Below are 20,958 nucleotides of genomic sequence, written 5' to 3' on the forward strand. Positions count from 1 at the left end.
AGCCATGTGGTGACGGCGACGAGGCGGCCCGTCGCCGTCACCACATGGCTGTACTGCGCGGCGGGGGCGACGCCCGCGGGGGCGGTGATCCTGATCGGTTCGCTCATGAACCCCATCATGGACCACACCACCGACAACGCCCGTGCGGAGCGGGTCACTTGGCGATGCCCCCGGCCGCCTCCGCACGGCACCCTCAGCTCCGGAATCCCAGCAGGCCGTGCAGGATCGATCCGCGCGAGGCCGTCGACGCCGCCTTGGACGCCAGCGGCGTCGGGTCCGGGGACTTGGCGCAGACCGCGTCGGCCGGGCCGGAGGAGCGGGGGACCTTGCCGTCGGCCAGATAGGCGGCGAGGTAGCCGTCCAGGCACGCGTTGCCGCTCAGGGTGATGCCGTGGTTCCCGCCGCCCTGTTCGACCACCAGGCTGGAGCCGGTCAGCAGCCGGTGGGCCGCGACGCCGCCGGCGTACGGGGTGGCCGCGTCGTCCGTGGCCTGGAAGAGCAGCGTCGGCGGCAGCTCGGTGTTGGCCACGCTCGGCTGCCCGGCGCGGCCGGTCGGCCAGTACATGCACGGCGCGTTGTACCAGGTGTTGTTCCAGGCCATGAACGGCGACTTCTCGTACACCGCCCTGGCGTCCTGCCGCCAGCGCGCCCAGTCGCGCGGCCAGGCGGTGTCCCCGCACTGCACGGCCGTGTACACGCTGTAGCCGTTGTTGCCGGAGGAGTCCACCCCGGCGAAGTCGTCGTACACCTCCACCAGCGGCTCGGTCTTCTTGTCATGGACGTAGGCGGCGAACGCCTCGGCGAGATACGGCCAGTAGCCGTTGTAGTAGCCGCCCGGGATGAACGTGTCCTCCAACTCGGCCGCGCCCACCTTCCCCCCGGCCGGCTTCTTCGCCAGGGCCGCCCGCATCGCGTACCACTCGGCCTCGACCTTCGCGGGGTCCTTGCCGAGCCCGTACGTCGCGTCGTACCTGGCGATCCAGGCCATCAGCGCGCGGTGCCGGTCGTCGAAGGCCCGCTCCTGGCCGATGTTGTCCGCGTACCAGACCCCGGTCGGATCGACGATCGAGTCCAGCACCAGCCTGCGGACCCGCTCGGGGTGCAGCTTGGCGTACACCGTGCCGAGGTAGGTGCCGTACGAGTAGCCGAAGTAGCTGATCCGGGACGCGCCGAGGGCCTCGCGGATGCTGTCCATGTCCTGCGCGCTGCTGACGGTGTCCATGTACGGCAGTACGTCGCCGTACCGTTTGCCGCACTCCGCGGCGAAGGACCGCGCGCGCTCCAGGTTCGCCTGTTCGAGCGCGGGCGTGTCCGGCACGCTGTCCGGGCGCACCGGCTTGAAATGGCCGGGCACGCAGTCGAGGGCCGGGCTGCTGCGGCCGACCCCGCGCGGGTCGAAGCCGATGACGTCGTACCGCGCCGCCACGTCCTTCGGCAGCGCCGAGGCCACGAATCCGGCGAGCGTGAGCCCGCTGCCGCCGGGGCCGCCGGGGTTGACCAGCAGCGGGCCCTGGGAGGCCGCCGCGGTGTGCGGGACGCGGGACAGGGCCAGCGTGATCTGGCGGCCCGCCGGGTTCGCGTGGTCCAGCGGCACCTTCAGCGACGCGCACTCCAGCGTCGGGTAGTCGTCGGTGGCGCATTTCTTCCAGGTGAGCGGCGCGGTCGCGGCGGCCCGCGCCGGGGCTCCGGTGACCGAGCCCGCCAGGACGGCGGCGGCCGCGCACAGCACGGCTGCGCGTCTTCTCATGGGTCCTCCCGGGACGGAGAGGTCGAGCGGACCGCGCGATCGCGGTCCTCGCCGCATCGTCCCGATGCGGGGCCCCCGGAGAACGTGTTGCGCCGATAGTTGACCCTATTGCCCGCGCGAAGCCCTCGAACGCTCCCGCGGGGGCCTCACATCAGCGTGAGCTGCGTCGGCTCGGCCGCCTCGGGCACCGGCGCGGGCTGTGCCGGGCTGATCCTGCGGGCCGCGCCCGCGCGCGTGGGCCCGATGCCGTACTCCCGCGCCAGCTCGTGCACCTGACGGGTGATCCGGCGCTGGTACCAGGTCGGCGCGTAGGACCCGCCGGCGTACATCCGCTCGTAGCGGCGCACCAGATACGGGTGGTGTTCGGCCAGCCAGGCCATGAACCACTCCCGCGCGCCGGGCCGCAGATGCAGCACCAGCGGGGTCACCGAGGTCGCCCCGGCCGCCGCGATGGCCGCGACGGTCGCCCGCAGCTGCTCCGGATGGTCGCTCAGGAACGGGATCACCGGCGCCATCAGGACGCCGCAGCCGATGCCGTGCTCGCCGAGGGCGCGTACGACGTCCAGGCGCCGCTCGGGCGCGGGGGTGCCCGGCTCCACGGTGCGCCACAGCTCGCTGTCCAGGAAGCCGACCGAGACCGAGATCCCGACGTCCGTCACCTCGGCCGCGCGCACCAACAGGTCCAGGTCGCGCAGGATGAGCGTGCCCTTGGTCAGGATCGAGAACGGGTTCGCGTGCTCGGTGAGGGCGGAGATGATGCCCGGCATCAGCCGGTAGCGGCCCTCGGCGCGCTGGTAGCAGTCGACGTTCGTACCCATCGCCACGTGGTCGCCGCGCCAGCGGCCGGAGCCCAGCTGGCGGCGCAGCACCTCCGGGGCGTTCACCTTGACCACGATCTGGGTGTCGAAACCGATGCCGGTGTCCAGATCCAGATAGCCGTGCGTCTTGCGCGCGAAGCAGTACACACACGCGTGCGAGCAGCCCCGGTACGGGTTCACCGTCCATTCGAACGGCATCCGCGAGGCGCCCGGCACCCGGTTGAGCACCGAGCGCGCCCGGACCTCGTGGAAGGTGATTCCGCGGAATTCAGGCGTGTCGAACGTACGGGTGGTCACGGCGTCCGCGCCGAACAGCGCGGCGTCGGGGGTCCGGCCGTGTTCGACGGGCTCGTCGGTGAGGTTGTCCCAGCGCATGAGCCGTCCTCCTCGGTAGCACTCGCCGCCACAATAGAACATCTGTTCCCATGATCGTGCGCACCCGGAGCCGGACCCGGACACGCTCCCCGACACACCCCCCGATTTGGGCGGCCGGGACCCGGGGTGGTTGGCTTTTCCCAACCCCGAGCAATCAGGTCCTGGAGGAACGCAATGGCGCAGGTCGAGGCCACTACGGAGCGGGTCGTCGCGGCGGACGCGGAGAAGGTGCTCGACGCCCTCGCCGACTACCGCGGCACCCGGCAGAAGCTGCTGCCCGAGCAGTTCAGCGAGTACGAGGTGCGCGAGGGCGGCGACGGCGAGGGCACCCTCGTCCACTGGAAGCTCCAGGCCACCAGCAAGCGGGTGCGCGACTGCCTGCTGGAGGTGAGCGAGCCCACCGACGGCGAACTGGTCGAGAAGGACCGCAACTCCTCCATGGTGACCACCTGGCGCGTCACTCCCGCCGGCGAGGGCAAGGCCCGCGTCGTCGTCACCAGCACCTGGAAGGGCGCCGGCGGCATCGGCGGCTTCTTCGAGCGGACCTTCGCCCCCAAGGGCCTCGGCCGCATCTACGACGCCGTGCTCGCCCGGCTCGCCACCGAGGTCGAGAAGTAGTCCCAACCTCCGCGCGGTGAAGGGGCGTTGAGCCCTCTCAGGGGTCGCCCCTTCACCGGTTCGAGTGGAAGTCCCGCCCACCGGGAACCGCCCCGTAACCCACCGCTGTTGTTCGTAGTTGTCGCCTCGCGCGAGAAATTGCACGGGTACGACAGCCGCGTTGACGGCGACGAGGGGAGCGGCACGTGGGCGGGACGACTCTGGTGGATCACGACACGCTCGTGCTGCTGCCCACGGCCCGGAAGGCACCCACCGAGGGCGCCCCGGCAAAACCCCCGGCGGACGGCGCGGAGCACCGCGCGGCGGGCGGCCCCGGGGCCCCGGCGCCCGGCCCCGCCGCCGCGCTGAGCCCGCGCCGGGTGCGGCTGGTCTTCCTCGGGCTGATGCTGGCGATGCTGCTGGCCGCCCTCGACCAGATGATCGTCGCCACCGCCCTGCCCAAGGTGGTCGGCGAACTCCACGGCCTGGACCGGATGTCCTGGGCGATCACCGCCTATCTGCTGACGTCCACCATCGGCCTGCCGCTGTACGGAAAGCTCGGCGACCTCTTCGGCCGCAAGGGCGTCTTCCTGTTCGCCATCGCGGTCTTCGTCCTCGGCTCCGCGCTCGCCGGACGCGCGGGCAGCATGGACCAGTTGATCGGCTACCGCGCGCTCCAGGGCGTCGGCGCGGGCGGGCTCATGATCGGTGTGCAGGCGATCATCGCCGATATCGTGCCGCCCCGGCAGCGCGGCCGCTACATGGGTCTGATCGGCGCGGCCTTCGGCGTCGCCTCCGTCGCCGGCCCCCTGCTCGGCGGCTACTTCACCGACCATCTCTCCTGGCGCTGGTGCTTCTACGTCAACGTCCCCTTCGGACTGGTCACGTTCGCCCTGGTCGCCGCCGTCCTCAAGCTGCCCAGGCCCGAAGTGCGCGGCCGCCTCGACGTGTTGGGCTCCCTGCTGCTGGCCGCCGCGTCGACGTGCCTGGTACTGCTGACCAGTTGGGGCGGCACCGAGTACCCGTGGGGGTCCCGGCAGATCCTCGGCCTCGGCGCGGGCGCGCTCGCCGCCACCGTGCTCTTCCTGGTCGCCGAGCGCTTCGCCGCCGAACCCCTCATCCCGCTGCGGCTGTTCCGTGACTCCGTCTTCAACGTCACCGCCCTGGTCGGCCTCGTCATCGGTGTCGCCCTGTTCGGCGCGGCCAGCTATCTGCCGACCTTCTTCCAGATGGTCTACGGGGCCAGCGCCACCGGCTCCGGGCTGCTGATGCTGCCCATGACGGCCGGCATCGTGGTGGCCTCCCTGCTCTCCGGCCAACTCATCAGCCACACCGGGCGCTACAAGATCTATCCCGTGCTCGGCGGCGCCGTCTCCGTCGCCGGCATGTGGCTGCTGTCCCGCCTCGACGCCGACACCTCCCGGCTCCAGTACAGCATCTGGATGGCTGTACTCGGCGCGGGCATCGGCCTGGTGATGCCCGTCCTCGTCCTCGCCGTGCAGAACTCGGCGCGCCCCGCCGACCTCGGCACCGCCACCAGCGCCAACAACTACTTCCGGCAGATCGGCGGCAGCGTCGGTGCCGCCGTCTTCGGCACCCTCTTCGCGAACCGGCTCGCCCACGCCCTGCGCCGGGAACTGCCCCCGCGCGCCGGAGCCCGGCTGCCCGACCCCGAGTCGCTCACCCCGCAGCTGGTCCACGCCCTGCCCCCGGCCCTGCGCGACGCCTACGTCCGCGCGTACGCCGACGCCATGCCCCGGATCTTCCTGTACCTGGTCCCGGTGCTCGTCCTCGGCCTCCTCATCGCCTTCTTCCTCAAGGAGAAACCCCTGGTGTCCCACCACGCCACCGAATCCGACCCCGACAGCGTGCCCACCTCCGTCCCGCAACCGCGTTCGTACGCCGCCGGCATCCCGGTGTGCGGCACCGTGCAGCACCCCGACGGCACCGTGGTGCCCCGCGCCGCGCTCACCCTGATCGACGTCACCGGACAGCAGATCGGCCGGGGCGCGAGCGGCGACGACGGGCGGTACGCGCTGAGCACCCCCGGCTCCGGGTCGTACGTCCTGATCGCCGCCGCCGGAGGGCATCAGCCGCAGGCCGTCTCCGTCACCGTCGGCGAGCGGCCCGTGGAGCTCGATGTCGTCCTCGGCGGCGCCGGACGCCTCGCGGGCAGCGTGCTCACCGCCGACGGCAGCCCCGTGCGCGACGCCACCGTCACGCTCACCAACGTGCACGGCGAAGTGGTCGCCACCACCCGCAGCGGCCGCGAGGGCGGTTACGTCATCACCGAGCTGGTGGCGGGCGAGTACACCCTCGCCGCCAGCGCGCCCGCCTTCCGCCCGGCCGCCCTGCCGGTCAGCGTGCAGGCGTCCCGGGAGACCCGGCAGGACGTCGAACTCGCGGGCGGCGCCGTGCTGCGGGGCGTCGTACGGGCGAGCGGGGGACGGGTCGTGGAGGACGCCCGGGTCACCCTTCTCGACGCCGCGGGCAATGTCGTGGACACCCTCACCACCGGAGCGGACGGCGCCTTCCGGTTCGTGGACCTGTCCTCCGGCGAGTACACGGTCATCGCCGCGGGTTACCCGCCGGTCGCCACGGTTCTCCAGGTCGCGGGCGGCGGCCGGACGGAACGGGACCTCCAGCTGGGGCACGAGGACTGACCCGGCGCCCGCCCGGGTGCCGGGCCGCGGGCCGGTGCGATCATGTGAAACCAATTCCCGGATTGCCACACATCGCCACCGGCCGCCCCCGTACCGTAGTGGCCAGCGGCACAGATCGTTTGCGAACCGCCGTGGGGAGAAGGGGCCTGGGCCATGGAGCGTGGCAGCGAGCGGGACACGACTCCCGGGCGCGGCACCGCCGGCACCGACGCGGGCCGGATTCCGCTTGCCGTGATCGTCGTGGACCGCGGCGGCCTGGTGTCCCACTGGAGCAGCGGGGCACGGCGGTTGTTCGGCGTGACCCGCGAGGAAGCCGTCGGACGCCCCGCGGGCGATCTGCTGCCGGTCTCCGGCGCCCTCCCCGACCAACTCCGGGGCGAGTCCGTGCCGGACGCCTACGAGGCGTACGACGGGGAGCCGAACGGCGCCGCCCGGTACGGCGGTTCGGGCGACGACGACCCGGGCCCGGGTCCCGATCTGGAGGCGTCCCTCGGCGGACAGACCTCCTTCGCCACGGCCGGCCGCGCCCACCTCTCCACACCCCGGCGGCGCGAGCCGGACGACGGGCCGCACCCGGACGGCGATTCGGCGCCCGGCGCCGAGCGGCTCGATGTGCTGTGGTGGGCCTACCCGTTGGTCGGCCCCGGACCCGCGCGGCTGCTGGTGCTCGCCGCCGACGCCGTCCGGCTGCGCGAGGAGCGCGGCTACGACGACGAGACCGCCGAACGCATCGCGCCCGGCTTCGCCCGCCACACCGAGCTGCCCGCCTTCGACGAACTGGAACGGCGGCTGCCGGAGATCCTGCCCAACATGGGCCCGGGACTCAGCGGCCGCATCGTCTCCCAGGTCCTCGAACTCGGCTATCCCGTCCTGGAGTTCAGCCAGTTCGAACGGGTCCCGGTGACCCCGTACTGGGGCGTGCCCCGCCGTCTCGGCCGCGCCTTCGCCAAGGCCGCCGAGAACGTCGTACCGCGCCAGCGCACCCCCGTCGTGCGCACCGTACCCCTGGGCGCCGAACGGGACCTGGAGTACGCCGCCGTCCGTGAACGCCTCGAATTCCTCAACGAGGTCAGCTCCGGCATCGGCTCCTCCCTCGACCTCGGCGAGACCATCCGCGAGGTCACCAGCGCAGCCGTGCCCCGCTTCGCCGACTTCGCCGGCACCCATCTGCGCGCGGCCGTCCTCGCGGGCGAGGGCTTCCCGGACGGCCCGCCGGACGCCAGCACCGTCATGTTCCGCGTCTGGGTCGAGCACAATGACGAACCGGGCCGCTGGGACGACACCGTGCCGGTCGGCGAGGCCTTCGCCTTCCCCGAACACACCCCGTTCTACCAGTGCATGAGCACCGGCGAGCCGGTGCTCGTCCCGAAGGTCACCGACGAGTTGTCCGAGCGGATCTCCGGGCAGTTCGAGAAGCGCGACCTCAGGCCGCTGATCGGCGGTCGCTCGCTGCTGATCGTGCCGCTCAAGGCGCGCAATGTCGTCCTCGGCTTCATGGTGCTGATGCGCCGCCCCGACCGGCCCGAGTTCGACGACATGGACCGCACCACCGGCGCCGAACTCGCTGCCCGCGCAGGGCTGGTGCTCGACAACGCGCGCATGTACACGTACCAGGAGAACGTTGCCGACACCCTCCAGGACAGCATGCTCCCGCAGGTCACCCCGCGGATGGCCGGCTGTGACGTGGCCACCCGCTACCTTCCGGGCACCCTGCTCGGGCGGATCGGCGGCGACTGGTTCGACACCATCAAACTGTCCGGCTCTCGTACCGCCCTCGTGGTCGGCGACGTCATGGGCCACGGCCTCAACTCGGCCGCGATGATGGGCCAGTTGCGCACCGCCGTACAGACCATGGCCACGATGGAGACCCCGCCCGCCCAACTCCTGCGCAATCTGGACGACCTGGCCCGCCGGCTCGGCGACAACTACCTCGCCACCTGTCTGTACGCGGTCTACGACCCGATCCGCGGCGAGGTCACCCTCGCCAACGCCGGACACATCCCGCCGGTGCTGGTGCGCGCCGAGGACGGCAGCAGCGAGCTGCTCGACCTGCCGACCGGGGCACCCATCGGTGTCGGCGGCGTCCCCTTCGAGGCGGCCCGGATCAGGGTCGCGCCCGGGGACCGGCTGGTGCTGTGCACCGACGGACTGGTCGAGGTGCGCGGCTCGGACATCGGGGAGGGCCTCGCCGCGCTCTGCGAGTCCGCCGCGCATCCCGCCGCCTCCATGGACGACGCCTGCGACACCATCATCCGCGCCCTCAACACCCGGGGCGGCCGCAAGGACGACGTCGCCCTGCTCATGGCCCGGCTCAACGGCATCCCCGCCGAACACGTCGCCGACTGGCGGCTCGACAACGATGCCCGCGAGGTGGGCCGGGCCCGCCGCCTGGTCCGCGAGCAACTTCTCGCCTGGGGGCTGCCGGAGCCGGTGGAGACCGCGGAACTGCTGGTGAGCGAGGTCGTCACCAACGCCGTACGGCATGCCGAGGGCGACCGGATCGGGCTGCGGGTGGTGCGCACCGACGCGCTGCTGTTCGAGGTCACCGACGACGAGCCCACCCTGCCCGCGATGATCGCCGCCGGTCCCCGCGACGAGTACGGGCGCGGGCTGCGCGTGGTCAGCAGGCTCGCCCGCGAATGGGGCGCGAACGCCACGGGGCACCGTAAGACGGTCTGGTTCGAACAGTCGGTCACGGGAAGCCACTGAACCGGCGCGAGCCGTCGGTACGTCCGGTGAAGGTGGCTCCCCGGCCCTTGCCCGCGACCCGGTCCGCGCGATATCCCGATCACGGCAACCGATCGTGGGAGAGCGCATGAACGTTTCGGACAACTACCGTGGCAACTGGGAGAGTTACTGGAGCGAGACCTCCGACGCTCCGGGTGAGGCGATCTGGGACTCGGACCCCTCGCTGAGTGCGGAGCCGCATTCCGCGCTGCTGCTGCCGCACGCGGACCCGGCCCGCCCCATAGTCGACCTCGGCTGCGGCAACGGCACCCAGACCCGCTTTCTGGCCACCCGGTTCGTCCGCGCCATCGGCGTCGACCTCTCGCACGCGGCCGTCGAACACGCCCGGCGCGCCGCCGGGGACGCGCCCGTGGAGTTCGAACAGCTGGATCTGACCGACGGCGACGCGGTGAAGGCCCTGCACGACCGGCTCGGCGACTGCAACGTCTATATGCGGGCCGTCATCCACCAGAGCGAGCCCGCCGCGCGCCCCGCGGTCGCCGCCGCCGTTGCCACGCTGATCGGCAGCGCGGGCCGCGCCTTCGTCGTGGAGCTCACCCCCGCCTCCCGCGATGTCCTGGGGCGCGCCGCCGCCGAGCCGTCCGGCCCGCCGCCCAAGCTGCGGCGCGTCTTCCACCACCATCTCAAGCCCGCCGACGCCGACGAGGGCGAGGTCCCGCGCCTGCTCGGCGAGGCAGGCCTGACCGTCCTCGCCGAGGGCGACACCGTCCTCCCGCAGACCGAGCACCTCACCGACGGCACCCGTATCGACCTGCCGGCCCGCTGGTTCGTGCTCGCGGGCCGGTAGCCGGACGCGTCGCGCGCTGTGCGGGACGGCCGTCCGCGCCGTCCCGCACCGGCACCCGCCCCGCACCGGCACCCGCCCCGCACCGGCACCCGCACCCGCACCGGCACCCGCACCCGCACCCGTCCCGCACCGGCCTCGGTGGGGCGCTCGTGCGAGCGTGCCGGGCCGGGCGCGGTAGAAAGGACCTATGCCGGAACGAAAGACCCCCATGGACGCCCTGGACGATGTCGACGCGGTCACCAGGGCCGTGCTGACGGCTTCTCGTCTGCTGGTGGCCGTCTCCGCCCGTTCCCTGGCCGCCGTGGAGGAGCGGGTGACCCTCGCCCAGTTCCGCATGCTCGTGGTGCTGGCGACCCGGGGGACGACCAAGCTGGTGGCGCTCGCCGAACTGCTCCAGGTGGCGCCCTCGACCGCGATGCGCATGGTCGACCGGCTCATCGCCGCCGGGCTCGCGGACCGGCAGCCCAACCCGGACAACCGGCGCGAGACCCTGCTGCGGCCGACCGAGGAGGGCCGGCGCATCGTGGCGGACGTGACCGCCGGGCGCCGCGCCGAGATCGCCGCCATCGTGGAACGGCTCCGCCCGACCGAGCGGTTGGCCCTCATCGAGGCCCTGAACGCCTTCAACGAGGCGGGCGGGGAACCGCCGGCCCCCGGCGCGGACGACCCCGAGCCGCATCCGCTGGGCTGGATCGTGGACGGATCGATGGCCCACGAGATCTGATCCCCGGCTCCCTTGCATGATGCAAAGAAGCCGGGGTCGGTCAGGCCGTCGTATGCACCGCCCGCAGTGCCCCCTGATGGCTGAGCCAGCCCACCGGGCTGCCCCGCTCGGCGTCGAGGACGGGCACCCCGCCCCCGGCGGCCGCCAGCAGCGTGTGCAGGGCCTGGGCGAGCGGCTGGTCGGCGGTCACCGCGGTGGGCGGCTCGGCGAGCCGCCCCACGGTCGCCGGTGCCGCGTCCGGCTGTTCCGCGAGGGCCTCGGCCACCGCTCGCGCGGTGACCACGCCGACGTACGCCCCGGCGCCGTCGATCACCGGCAGCGCGCCGTGGCCCGAGCGGCTGAGCAGCCCGGCGGCGTCGGCCAGCGGTGTGGCCGCGGGCAGCGGAGCGGGCAGCGGTTCCATGACGGTGCCGACATGCTGGGCGCCCAGCGGCGCGCCCGGGACGGGGCCTTCGAGGTCGATGCCGCGGCGGCGCAGCTTGAGGGTGTAGACGGTGTCCCGGGACAGCAGCCGGCTGACGGCGGTGGCCAGCACGACGGCCAGCATCAGGGGCAGGATGATCGAGTATTCGCCGGTCAGCTCGAAGAGGATGACCACGGCGGTGATCGGCGCCCGGGCCGCTCCGGCGAACACCGCGCCCATGCCGACGAGCGCGTACGCCCCCACGGCGCCGGCCGAGCCGGGCAGCAGGTGGTGGACCCCGATGCCGTACGCCGAGCCGAGCATCGCCCCGACGAACAGGCTGGGCGCGAAGACGCCGCCGGAGCCGCTGATGCCGATGGTGAGGCTGGTGGCCAGCATCTTCCCGGCCAGCAGCAGAAGCAGGAAGCCGGCCGCGTAGCCGCCCTCGGTCGCCCGTTGCAGGACCGGGTAGCCGACGCCGTACATCTGGGGCAGGGCCAGGAGGACCAGGCCGAGCGCCAGTCCGCCGATCGCCGGGCGCAGCCACTCCGGGCCCCGCCACAGCCGGTCGCAGACGTCCTCGATCACGTAGAGGAAGCGCGCGAAGCCCACGCCGACGACGGCCGCGACGACGCCGAGCAGGGCGAACAGGGCGTACTGGGAGAGATGGCCGACGTGGAAGCCGGGCAGGTTCAGGAAGGCGCTGTCGCCGAACGCGGCGCGGCCGATCACGCTCGCGGTGACACTGGCCAGCACGGTCGCGCCGAACGCCTCGGCGGAGAAGGTGCCAAGGATCAGCTCCATGGCGAAGAAGACACCGGCCAGGGGCGCGTTGAAGGTGGCCGCGATGCCGCCCGCCGCGCCACAGGCCACCAGGAGCTTCATCCGGCCCTCGGCCGCCCCGGTCAGCCGCCCGAGGGTGGAGCCGAGCGCCGAGCCGATCTGCACGATGGGGCCCTCACGGCCCACCGAACCGCCCGAGCCGATGGTCAGCGCCGAGGCCAGGGTCTTGACCACGGCGACCTTGGGGCTGATCCGGCCGCCGCGCTGGGCGACGGCGAGCATCACCTCGGGCACCCCGTGCCCGCGCGCCTCCTTGGCGAACCGGTTGACCAGCGGGCCGTAGAGCAGACCGCCGACGACCGGCGCGAGGAGCACGAAGTACGGTCCCAGGCAGGGCACATGAGGGTTCGCGGCGCCGGGCGAGGCGGCGTAGTCGGAGTGGCCGGACAGCAGCCGGGTGAACGTCCGGATGCACCAGCGGAAGACGATCGAGCCCACGCCCGCCCCGGCGCCCACGACGACCGCCAGGACCAGGACGATCCAGGCACCCCGCGACGGCCCCACCGGTCCCGCCGGTCGGATCCCTCCCGGCACGGGCACCCGGTCCCTCCTCGCCGCGCCGCTCCCGCGCTTCTCGTCCTCTGTCGCCGGTATGGCACTCATTGATTCTCCTCCCTCACTTTTGCATTATGCAAAAGATAGGTGGATGCCGCCACGGCGTCTCGGCCGCTCTCCTGGTCCGGTGACCCCGCAGCGCGTAACGTGACGCTCCATGAAGATCCTCATCAGTGCCGACATGGAGGGGGCCACCGGTGTCACCTGGCCGGCCGATGTGCTGCCGGGGACGCCGCAGTGGGAGCGGTGCCGGGGGATGTTCACCTCGGACGTGAACGCCGCCGTGCAGGGTTTCTTCGACGGCGGCGCCGACGAGGTGCTCGTCAACGAGGCCCACTGGACGATGCGCAATCTGCTGCTCGAACAGCTGGATGAGCGCACGGAGATGCTCACCGGGCGGCACAAGGCGCTGTCCATGGTGGAGGGCGTCCAGCACGGGGACATCGATGGGATCGCCTTCATCGGCTATCACGCGGGCGCCGGTATGGAGGGCGTGCTCGCCCACACCTACCTCGCCAACCAGATCACCGGTGTCTGGCTGAACGACGTACGCGCCAGTGAGGGCCTGCTCAACGCGCATGTCGTCGCCGAGTACGGCGTCCCCGTCGTCCTCGTCACCGGCGACGACGTGGCCTGCGAGGACGCGCTCGGCTACGCGCCCGAGGCGCTGAAGGTCGCCGTCAAGGACCATGTGTCCCGGTACGCGGCCGTCTGCCGCACCCCGGCCCGCACCGCGGCCGACATCCGCGCCGCCGCCAAGGACGCCGCCCGGCTCGCCGTGCGCCACGCGCCCGTGGAGGCGGGGCCGTTCACCGTCGCCGTGGAGTTCGACGCCGAGCATCTGGCGATGGCCGCGACCGTGGTCCCGGGCGTCGCGCGCATCGGCGAGCGGAAGGTGGCGTACACCAGCGCCACCATGTACGAGGGCATCCGGACGTTCAAGGCGGTCACCACGATGGTCTCCAACGCCGTGGAGGAGCAGTATGGCTGACCCGCGGGCCCTCGACGAGGTCGTGGAGTTCACCTCGGGGCTGATCCGGATCGACACCACGAACCGGGGCGGCGGCGACTGCCGGGAGCGGCCCGCCGCCGAGTACGCGGCCGAGCGGCTGGCCGGCGCCGGCCTCGAACCGCTGCTGCTGGAGCGCACCCCGGGCCGTACCAATGTGGTCGCCCGGATCGAGGGCACCGAGCCGGGCGCGGACGCCCTGCTGGTCCACGGTCATCTCGACGTGGTGCCCGCCGAGGCCGCCGAGTGGAGCGTGCACCCGTTCTCCGGGGAGGTCCGGGACGGAGTGGTGTGGGGGCGCGGCGCCGTCGACATGAAGAACATGGACGCGATGATCCTCGCGGTCGTCCGCTCCTGGGCCCGCACGGGGGTGCGGCCCCGCCGCGATCTGGTCATCGCGTTCACCGCCGACGAGGAGGCCAGCGCCGAGGACGGCTCCGGCTTCCTCGCCGACGAGCACGCCGAGCTGTTCGAGGGCTGCACCGAGGGCATCAGCGAGTCCGGCGCCTTCACCTTCCATGACGGCGCCGGACGGCAGATCTACCCGATCGCCGCCGGGGAACGCGGCACCGGGTGGCTCAAGCTGACCGCGCGCGGCCGCGCCGGGCACGGCTCCAAGGTGAACGACGAGAACGCGGTGACCCGGCTCGCCGCCGCCGTCACCCGCATCGGCGAGCACCCATGGCCGCTGCGGCTCACCCCGACGGTGCGCGCCGCGCTCGCCGAACTCGCCGCGCTGTACGGCATCGACGCCGACTTCGGCGATGTCGACCGGCTGCTGGAGAAGCTGGGCCCGGCCGCCAAGCTGGTCGAGGCGACCGTCCGCAACAGCGCCAACCCGACCATGCTGGACGCCGGTTACAAACTGAACGTGATCCCGGGCGAGGCCGTCGCCCATGTCGACGGACGCTATCTGCCGGGCGGCGAGGAGGAGTTCACCGCCACCCTCGACCGGCTCACCGGACCGGACGTCGACTGGGAGTTCGCGCACCGCGAGGTCGCCCTCGAAGCACCGGTGGACTCCCCGCTCTTCGACCGGATGCGGGCGGCCGTACGGGAGTTCGCGCCCGAAGGGCATGTGGTGCCGTACTGCATGTCCGGCGGCACCGACGCCAAGCAGTTCTCCCGGCTCGGCATCACCGGCTACGGCTTCGCACCGCTGAAACTGCCCGAAGGGCTCGACTACCAGGCGCTGTTCCACGGCGTGGACGAACGCGTGCCCGTCGAGGCGCTGCACTTCGGCGTCCGTGTCCTCGACCGCTTCCTGCGCACGGCCTAGACGAAATGGGGGAGGACACCATGCACAGGGCACCGTACGGCACCTGGCCGTCACCCATCGACGCGGCACTCGCCGCCGCCCACGACGGCCGCCCGGACTGGGTGGGCTACGTCGGGGACGAGACCTGGTGGACCGAGCCCCGCCCCGGCGAGGGCGGCCGCCGGGCGCTGATACGGCGCCGCGCGGACGGCACCGAGGAATCGCTGCTGCCCGCACCGTGGAACGTGCGCACCCGCGTCATCGAGTACGGCGGCCGGCCCTGGACCGCCGAGGTCCAAGGCGGCGCGCCCCTCGTGGTGTTCGCCCACTTCGCCGACCAGCGGCTCTACCGGTACGAGCCCGGCGGCGAGCCCCGCCCGCTCACCCCGCTCTCCCCGGTCGGCGGCGGACTGCGCTGGGCGGAACCGCATCTCGACCTCGAACGGGGCGAGGTGTGGTGCGTGCTGGAGGAGTACACCGGCGACGACCCCGGCGACGTCCGGCGCGTCCTCGCCGCCGTACCGCTGGACGGCTCGGCCGCCGAGGACCGGGGCGCGGTGCGTGAACTCACCGAGGAGCGGCACCGGTTCGTCACCGGACCCCGGCTCTCCCCGGACGGCCGGCGCGCCGCCTGGCTCGCCTGGGACCACCCGCGGATGCCCTGGGAGGGCACCGAACTGCGGGTCGCCGAGGTCGCCGCGGACGGCACCCTGCACGGCGCGCACACCGTCGCCGGGGGCGAGCACGAGGCCGTCGCCCAGGTGGAATGGGCCGCGGACGGGGGGCTCCTGTACTCCAGCGACCGCGGCGGCTGGTGGAACCTCTACCGCGACGACGTCCCGCTGTGCACCCGCGAGGAGGAGTTCGGCGGCCCGCTGTGGCAGCTGGGCCTGCGCTGGTTCGCACCGCTGGACAGCGGGCTGATCGCGGTCGTGCACGGCAAGGGCTCGACCGTGCTCGGGATCCTGGACCCGGAGTCCGGGGAGATCGTCGACGCGGCGGGCCCCTGGACCGAGTTCGCGGCGAACCTCGCCGTGCACGGCGGCCGGGTCGCCGCCATCGGCGCCAGCCCGCGCACCGCGTACGAGGTGGTCGAGCTGGACACCGTCACCGGCCGCGCCCGCGCCGTCGGCGCCCGCCACCGGGACCCGGTGGACCCCGCCTACTACCCCGAGCCGCAGATCCGCGTCTTCACCGGACCCGACGGGCGCGAGGTGCACGCCCAGGTCTTCCCGCCGCACCACCCCGAACACACCGCACCCGACGGCGAGTTGCCGCCCTACGTCATCTGGGCGCACGGCGGCCCCACCAGCAGGGTGCCGCTCGTCCTCGACCTGGAGATCGCCTACTTCACCTCCCGGGGCATCGGCGTCGCCGAGGTCAACTACGGCGGCTCCACCGGGTACGGCCGCGCCTACCGCGAGCGGCTGCGCGAGCAGTGGGGCGTGGTCGACGTCGAGGACTGCGCGGCCGTCGCCCGCGCGCTGGCCGAGGAGGGCACCGCGGACCCCGGGCGGCTCGCGATCCGGGGCGGCAGCGCGGGCGGCTGGACCACCGCGGCCTCCCTCACCACCACCGGGGTCTACGCGTGCGGCACCATCCTCTACCCGGTCCTCGACCTGACCAGCTGGGCCTCCGGCGGCACCCATGACTTCGAGTCGCGCTACATGGAGTCCCTGATCGGCCCGTTCACCGAGGTGCCGACCCGCTACACCGAGCGCTCGCCCGCGAGCCACGCCGACCGGCTCGCCGTGCCGTTCCTGATGCTCCAGGGCCTGGACGACGTGATCTGCCCGCCCGCGCAGTGCGAGGAGTTCCTCGCCCGCGTCCAGGGCAAGGGCGTCCCGCACGCCTACCTCACCTTCGAGGGGGAGGGCCACGGATTCCGCAGGGCGGACACCGTGATCCGCACCCTGGAAGCCGAACTCTCCCTGTACGCCCAGGTGTTCAAACTGGACGTGCCCGATGTACCCCGACTGGAGCTGCACCGGTGAAACCCCTCGTCCGCCCGCCGAGGCTGGCCCCGGGCGCCCGGGTGGCCGTCGTCGCCCCCAGCGGCCCGGTGCCCGAGGAACGCGTCCAGGCCGGCCTCGATGTGCTGCGCGGCTGGGACCTCGACCCCGTCGTCATGCCCCATGTCCTCGACCGGGACAGCGAGTTGGGCTACCTGGCGGGCACCGACGCCGACCGGGCCGCGGACCTCCAGAACGCCTGGTGCGATCCATCGGTGGCCGCGGTCCTGTGCGCCCGCGGCGGCTACGGCGCCCAGCGCATGGCCGACCTGGTCGACTGGGACGCGCTGCGCGCCGCCGGCCCGAAGGTCTTCCTCGGGTTCAGCGACATCACCCATCTGCACCAGGCGTTCGCCACCCGCCTCGGCCTGGCCACGCTGTACGGGCCGGTGGCCGCCGGGATCGACTTCATCAAGAGCGCCCGGGCGCAGGAACATCTGAAGGCCACCCTGTTCGCACCCGAGACGGTACGGACGATCGCCACGACCGGGACGGCGCTGGTGCCCGGCCGGGCCCGCGGGGTGACCCTCGGCGGCTACCTCGGCGGGCTCGCCGCCGACCTCGGCACCCCGCTCGCCAGGGCCGGTGCGCGCGGCGGGCTGCTGATGATCGAGGACGTCACCGAACTGCCGTACCGCATCGACCGGTTGCTCACCCAGCTGCTGCGCTCCGGCTGGCTCGACGGGGTCGCCGGGATCGGGCTCGGATCCTGGGAGCGCTGCGGCCCCTACGAGGAGGTGCGCGCCGTCCTCGCGGACCGGCTCGGCGGGCTCGGGGTGCCGGTCTGCGAGGAGATGGGGTTCGGGCACTGCGCGGACGCGCTGACGATCCCGTTCGGGGCCGAGGCGGAGCTGGACGCGGACGCCGGGACGCTGACACTGGCGGAGCCCGCGCTGAGCTGAGCACGCCCCGCGCGGCGAGAGGGGACGCGTAAGCTGGCCGGATGCCGCACATCGCGTCCCGCTATCTCGCCGAAGGCCCCCGGGTGGGCATCCGCCACTTCACCCTTCAGGACGGTCCCGAGTTCACCGCGCGCGCCCGCGAGAGCAAGGACCTGCACCGCCCGTGGCTGTTCCCGCCGGACACCGAGGACGCGTACGCCGAGTACGCGGGGCGGCTGATCGACGACCCCACGAAGGCCGGTTTCCTGGTGTGCGAGCGCGAGGGCGGGGACATCGCCGGGTTCATCAACATCAACAACATCGTCCGGGGCGGCTTCCGTTGCGGCGCCCTCGGTTACGGCGCGTTCGCGCACGCCGCCGGGCGGGGCCTGATGCGCGAGGGCCTCGACCTGGTGATCGGCCACGCCTTCGGGCCGCTCGGGCTGCACCGCCTGGAGATCAACGCCCAGCCGGAGAACCTCGCCTCGGCCGCGCTGGCCCGGGGCGCCGGGTTCCGCCTGGAGGGCTTCTCCCCGAAGATGATCTACATCGACGGGGACTGGCGCGACCACGAACGCTGGGCGCTCACCGCCGAGATGCGCGCCTGACCTCGAACGGGCCGCCCCGCCGCGGTTTTTACGCCCTTTGCGCAATCCTGACCGGCAGCTCCCCTGGCCGAGTCACCGCGCGCCGGGTTCCATGGTCGTCGTGACAAGGATCCGACGTGAGGTACTGACCCTGCCCGCCGCCGAGTTGGGCCCGGACAACCCCCTGCCCCCACTGCGCCCGCTCGACGAGGTCCACCGCGTCGACGACCGCGACCGGGCGGACATCCCCCCGGACATGGCGCGCGGGCTCGGGTACGCGCCGCTGCGCAGCCTGCTGCCGGTCCGCCTGCGCGACGGCTACGACAGGACCCGCGCACCCCGCGCCCTCGACGCCCTGGTGATCGAGAACGACCGGCTGCGCGCCACCGTCCTGCCCGGCCTCGGCGGCCGGGTCGCCTCGCTGCTCCATCTGCCGACCGGCCGCGAACTCCTGTACCGCAACCCGGTGTTCCAGCCCGCCGACTTCGCCCTCAACGGCGCCTGGTACTCCGGCGGCATCGAGTGGAACATCGGCGCCACCGGTCACACCACCCTCTCCTGCGCCCCTCTGCACGCCGCGCGCGTCCCGGCCCCCGACGGCGGCGAGATGCTGCGCCTGTGGGAGTGGGAGCGGCTGCGCGACCTGCCCTTCCAGGTCGACCTGTGGCTGCCCGACGGCTCCGACTTCCTCTACGTCGCCGTCCGCGTCCGCAATCCGCACGAGCACCCGGTGCCCACCTACTGGTGGTCCAACATCGCGGTACCCGAGGAGGTCCGGGTCCTCGCCCCCGCCGAGGCGGCCTGGCGGTTCGGCTACGAGCAGCGGCTGCGCCGGGTGCCCGTCCCCTCGTACGACGGCATCGACCGCACCTACCCCCTCAACAGCCCTTACGCCGCCGACTACTTCTACGACGTGCCCGACGGCCGGCGCCGCTGGATCGCCGCGCTGGACGCGGCGGGGCAGGGGCTGGTGCAGACCTCCACCGATGTGCTGCGCGGCCGCAAGCTGTTCGTCTGGGGCAGCGGTCCCGGTGGCCGCCGCTGGCAGCAGTGGCTCACCGAGCCCGGCACCGGCGGCTACTGCGAGATCCAGGCGGGCCTGGCCCGTACCCAGTTGGAGCACGTCCGCCTGGACGCGGAGAGCGAGGTGTCCTGGCTGGAGGCGTACGGTCCGCTCGACACCTCGCCCGCGGGGGAGTGGACCTGCGCGGTCCGGCAGGCCGAGGAGCGGCTGGAGGCGGTGCTGCCGCGCGCCCGTGTCGAGGAGGCGTACGCGCGATGGCGGCCGCACGCCGACACCGGACCCGGCGAGATCCTCGCCACCGGCTCCGGCTGGGGCGCCCTCGAAGTGCTGCGCGCCGGCTGGAAGTTGCCCGGCACGCCCTTTTCCGAGTCCACGCTCGGCCAGGACCAGGAGCCCTGGCGGGAGTTGCTGCGCACCGGGAGCCTGCCCGCCCCGCGCGGCCCGGAGCCGGCCGGTGCGACGCCGGTCGCCCCGCACTGGCGGGACCTGCTGGAGACCGCGCCCGCCACCTGGCACACCGAGTACCACCTCGGCATCGCCCAGTGGCACGCGGGCGACCGCGCCCAGGCCGTCCGCAGCTGGGAGCGGGCCCTGCCGCTCGCCCCCGCGCGCTGGCCACTGCTGCGGGCCCTGGCCGTCGCCGACCAGGACGACGGCCACCACGAGCGGGCCGCCGACCGGTACGCCGACGCGTTCACCGACCTGTGCGCGGCGGAGCGCCCGGAGGACACGGAGCGGGTCGCCCGGCGGACCGCCCTCGGCCGCGAGGCGCTCGAAGCGCTGCTGCGGGTCGGGCGGACGGCGGAGGCCCGCGCGGTCTGGGAACGGCTGCCGTCGGCCGTCCGGCAGCGCGGCCGATTCCGGCTGCTGGAGGCGGAGTTGCTGCTCGCGGAGGGCCGACGGGCCGAGGCGCGGGCCGTGTTCGACGCCGGCTTCGAGATCGCCGACCTGCGGGAGGGCTCCCGGGTGCTCGACCGGGTCTGGGCCCGGCTCACCGACGAACCCCTGCCCGCCCGCTACGACTTCAGGATGCGTCCCGATTCCGCCTGAGCGCTCAGCCGTGCTGGTCCACGTACTCGAAGAGCGATCCGTCCGGGTGCATCGCCAGCATGTTGCTGCCCGCCGGTGTCGGCACCGGCTCCACCAGGATGCGGGCGCCGAGGCCGGTGAGCAGCTCGCGGGCCTCGCCCACGTCCTTGACGGCGATGGTCGCGGTGACCTTCCGCAGGATCTCCAGCTCGGCCTCCGGACCGCTCATCAGCAGGAAGGAGCCGATCGCGGCGACCTGGACCCCGCCGCGTGCGAACCGCTGCGCCGTGCCACCGGCCAGCCGCTCGTAGAAGGGGATCGCGGTCTCGATGTCGGCAACGCAGATACGCAGCGAGGCGCCCATAATCTCCATACGGCCGAGCCTAGTTGGGGCGGGGGCCGGCGCGCAGGCACCCACGGAGTTAACCGAGGTGCGCACAGGGTACCCGCGTGACATGAACCGTTCGGAACCTTTGGATCATCTGGAACATCTCGACAAGGAGCTGGTCGAGGAGCTGGCTCAGGTGGCCCGTGTGACCATACGAGAGGAGCTGCGCGAGCAGACCCGCAAGCAGCGCCGTACCGCCGTGCTCTACGGCGCGTCGGGTGCCGCCGCCCTGTACGCGGGCGGCGCGGTCGTCGTCGCCGTGGGCCTCGCGCTGGCGATCGGGCTGCCCGGCTGGGCGGCCGCGCTGATCACCGGGGCGCTGATGGCCGCGGTGGCGTTCGCGCTGCGGGCCAGTGCCCACTCCTCGTCCTCGGAACACCACCCGCGTCCGCCGCACCGGGTGGTCGGCGGCACCCCGCCGGTCGCGCCGCCCGGCGGCCTCGGCATGCCGTACCCGCCGATCCCCAAGAACCCGCCGGAGACCCCGGCTGACCTGGACGACCCGCGCCG

The 20,958-nt window shown here is 73.2% G+C and carries 16 protein-coding genes and 1 pseudogene; 12 read left to right on the plus strand and 5 right to left on the minus strand.

Annotated elements, in window-relative coordinates:
- The 3 genes and pseudogenes from CCN72_RS40705 to CCN72_RS21530 all read right to left on the minus strand — a co-directional run.
- A pseudogene (locus CCN72_RS40705) lies at window positions 1-107 on the minus strand (RidA family protein); the annotation flags it as partial.
- A gap of 86 nt (window positions 108-193) precedes the next feature.
- Window positions 194-1,747 carry an alpha/beta hydrolase gene (locus CCN72_RS21525; protein WP_086808934.1) on the minus strand — a complete coding sequence of 518 codons (1,554 nt, stop codon included), beginning with the start codon at window positions 1,745-1,747 and terminating at the stop codon, window positions 194-196.
- Between the two features lie 146 nt (window positions 1,748-1,893).
- Window positions 1,894-2,940, minus strand: coding sequence for an Rv2578c family radical SAM protein (locus CCN72_RS21530; protein ID WP_086808935.1), 1,047 nt, complete (start codon window positions 2,938-2,940; stop codon window positions 1,894-1,896).
- Window positions 2,941-3,114: 174 nt separating this feature from the next.
- Here CCN72_RS21530 and CCN72_RS21535 point away from each other — a divergent pair, with 174 nt between their 5' ends.
- The 5 genes from CCN72_RS21535 (at window position 3,115) to CCN72_RS21555 (ending at window position 10,459) form a co-directional block, all read left to right on the plus strand.
- Window positions 3,115-3,558 (plus strand): SRPBCC family protein, encoded by a 444-nt coding sequence (locus CCN72_RS21535; RefSeq protein ID WP_037654743.1) that lies wholly within the window; start codon window positions 3,115-3,117, stop codon window positions 3,556-3,558.
- A gap of 185 nt (window positions 3,559-3,743) precedes the next feature.
- Entirely contained in the window at window positions 3,744-6,200 is a 2,457-nt protein-coding gene (locus CCN72_RS21540; RefSeq protein WP_244174361.1) for an MFS transporter, read from the plus strand.
- Between the two features lie 153 nt (window positions 6,201-6,353).
- Entirely contained in the window at window positions 6,354-8,909 is a 2,556-nt protein-coding gene (locus tag CCN72_RS21545; RefSeq protein ID WP_086808936.1) for an ATP-binding SpoIIE family protein phosphatase, read from the plus strand.
- Between the two features lie 106 nt (window positions 8,910-9,015).
- Entirely contained in the window at window positions 9,016-9,735 is a 720-nt protein-coding gene (locus CCN72_RS21550) for a class I SAM-dependent methyltransferase (RefSeq protein WP_086808937.1), read from the plus strand.
- Between the two features lie 187 nt (window positions 9,736-9,922).
- Complete coding sequence (locus CCN72_RS21555) at window positions 9,923-10,459, plus strand: MarR family winged helix-turn-helix transcriptional regulator (protein ID WP_086808938.1); 537 nt, start codon at window positions 9,923-9,925, stop codon at window positions 10,457-10,459.
- A gap of 40 nt (window positions 10,460-10,499) precedes the next feature.
- Here CCN72_RS21555 and CCN72_RS21560 read toward each other — a convergent pair whose 3' ends face one another.
- A complete protein-coding gene (locus tag CCN72_RS21560; protein WP_208638060.1) occupies window positions 10,500-12,179 on the minus strand; it encodes a chloride channel protein in 1,680 nt (559 codons plus the stop codon).
- Window positions 12,180-12,417: 238 nt separating this feature from the next.
- Here CCN72_RS21560 and CCN72_RS21565 point away from each other — a divergent pair, with 238 nt between their 5' ends.
- The 6 genes from CCN72_RS21565 to CCN72_RS21590 all read left to right on the plus strand — a co-directional run bounded on the left by CCN72_RS21565 (window position 12,418) and on the right by CCN72_RS21590 (window position 20,081).
- Window positions 12,418-13,251, plus strand: coding sequence for a M55 family metallopeptidase (locus CCN72_RS21565; protein ID WP_086808940.1), 834 nt, complete (start codon window positions 12,418-12,420; stop codon window positions 13,249-13,251).
- On the plus strand, window positions 13,244-14,548 hold the full coding sequence (locus tag CCN72_RS21570) for a M20/M25/M40 family metallo-hydrolase (RefSeq protein WP_086808941.1): 1,305 nt from the start codon (window positions 13,244-13,246) through the stop codon (window positions 14,546-14,548). The genes CCN72_RS21565 and CCN72_RS21570 overlap by 8 nt, the downstream gene beginning before the upstream one ends.
- Window positions 14,549-14,553: 5 nt before the next feature.
- Window positions 14,554-16,521 (plus strand): dipeptidyl-peptidase 5, encoded by a 1,968-nt coding sequence (locus CCN72_RS21575; RefSeq protein WP_086808942.1) that lies wholly within the window; start codon window positions 14,554-14,556, stop codon window positions 16,519-16,521.
- Window positions 16,518-17,441, plus strand: a complete 924-nt coding sequence (locus CCN72_RS21580) for a S66 peptidase family protein (RefSeq protein WP_086808943.1) — start codon at window positions 16,518-16,520, stop codon at window positions 17,439-17,441. Before CCN72_RS21575 ends, CCN72_RS21580 begins: the two co-directional genes overlap by 4 nt.
- Window positions 17,442-17,482: 41 nt before the next feature.
- Window positions 17,483-18,028 (plus strand): GNAT family N-acetyltransferase, encoded by a 546-nt coding sequence (locus CCN72_RS21585; protein WP_086808944.1) that lies wholly within the window; start codon window positions 17,483-17,485, stop codon window positions 18,026-18,028.
- A 91-nt stretch (window positions 18,029-18,119) separates the two neighbouring features.
- Window positions 18,120-20,081, plus strand: coding sequence for a DUF5107 domain-containing protein (locus tag CCN72_RS21590; protein WP_086808945.1), 1,962 nt, complete (start codon window positions 18,120-18,122; stop codon window positions 20,079-20,081).
- 4 nt (window positions 20,082-20,085) lie between these two features.
- Here CCN72_RS21590 and CCN72_RS21595 read toward each other — a convergent pair whose 3' ends face one another.
- Window positions 20,086-20,433 (minus strand): VOC family protein, encoded by a 348-nt coding sequence (locus CCN72_RS21595; protein WP_085567428.1) that lies wholly within the window; start codon window positions 20,431-20,433, stop codon window positions 20,086-20,088.
- An 82-nt stretch (window positions 20,434-20,515) separates the two neighbouring features.
- Between CCN72_RS21595 and CCN72_RS21600 the strand changes: the two genes are divergently transcribed.
- Window positions 20,516-20,958 (plus strand): phage holin family protein (locus CCN72_RS21600; RefSeq protein WP_086808947.1); only part of this gene is annotated, 443 nt, incomplete at its 3' end.

It is taken from the genome of Streptomyces murinus (assembly GCF_002154555.1).
Classification (GTDB): Bacteria; Actinomycetota; Actinomycetes; order Streptomycetales; family Streptomycetaceae; genus Streptomyces; species Streptomyces murinus.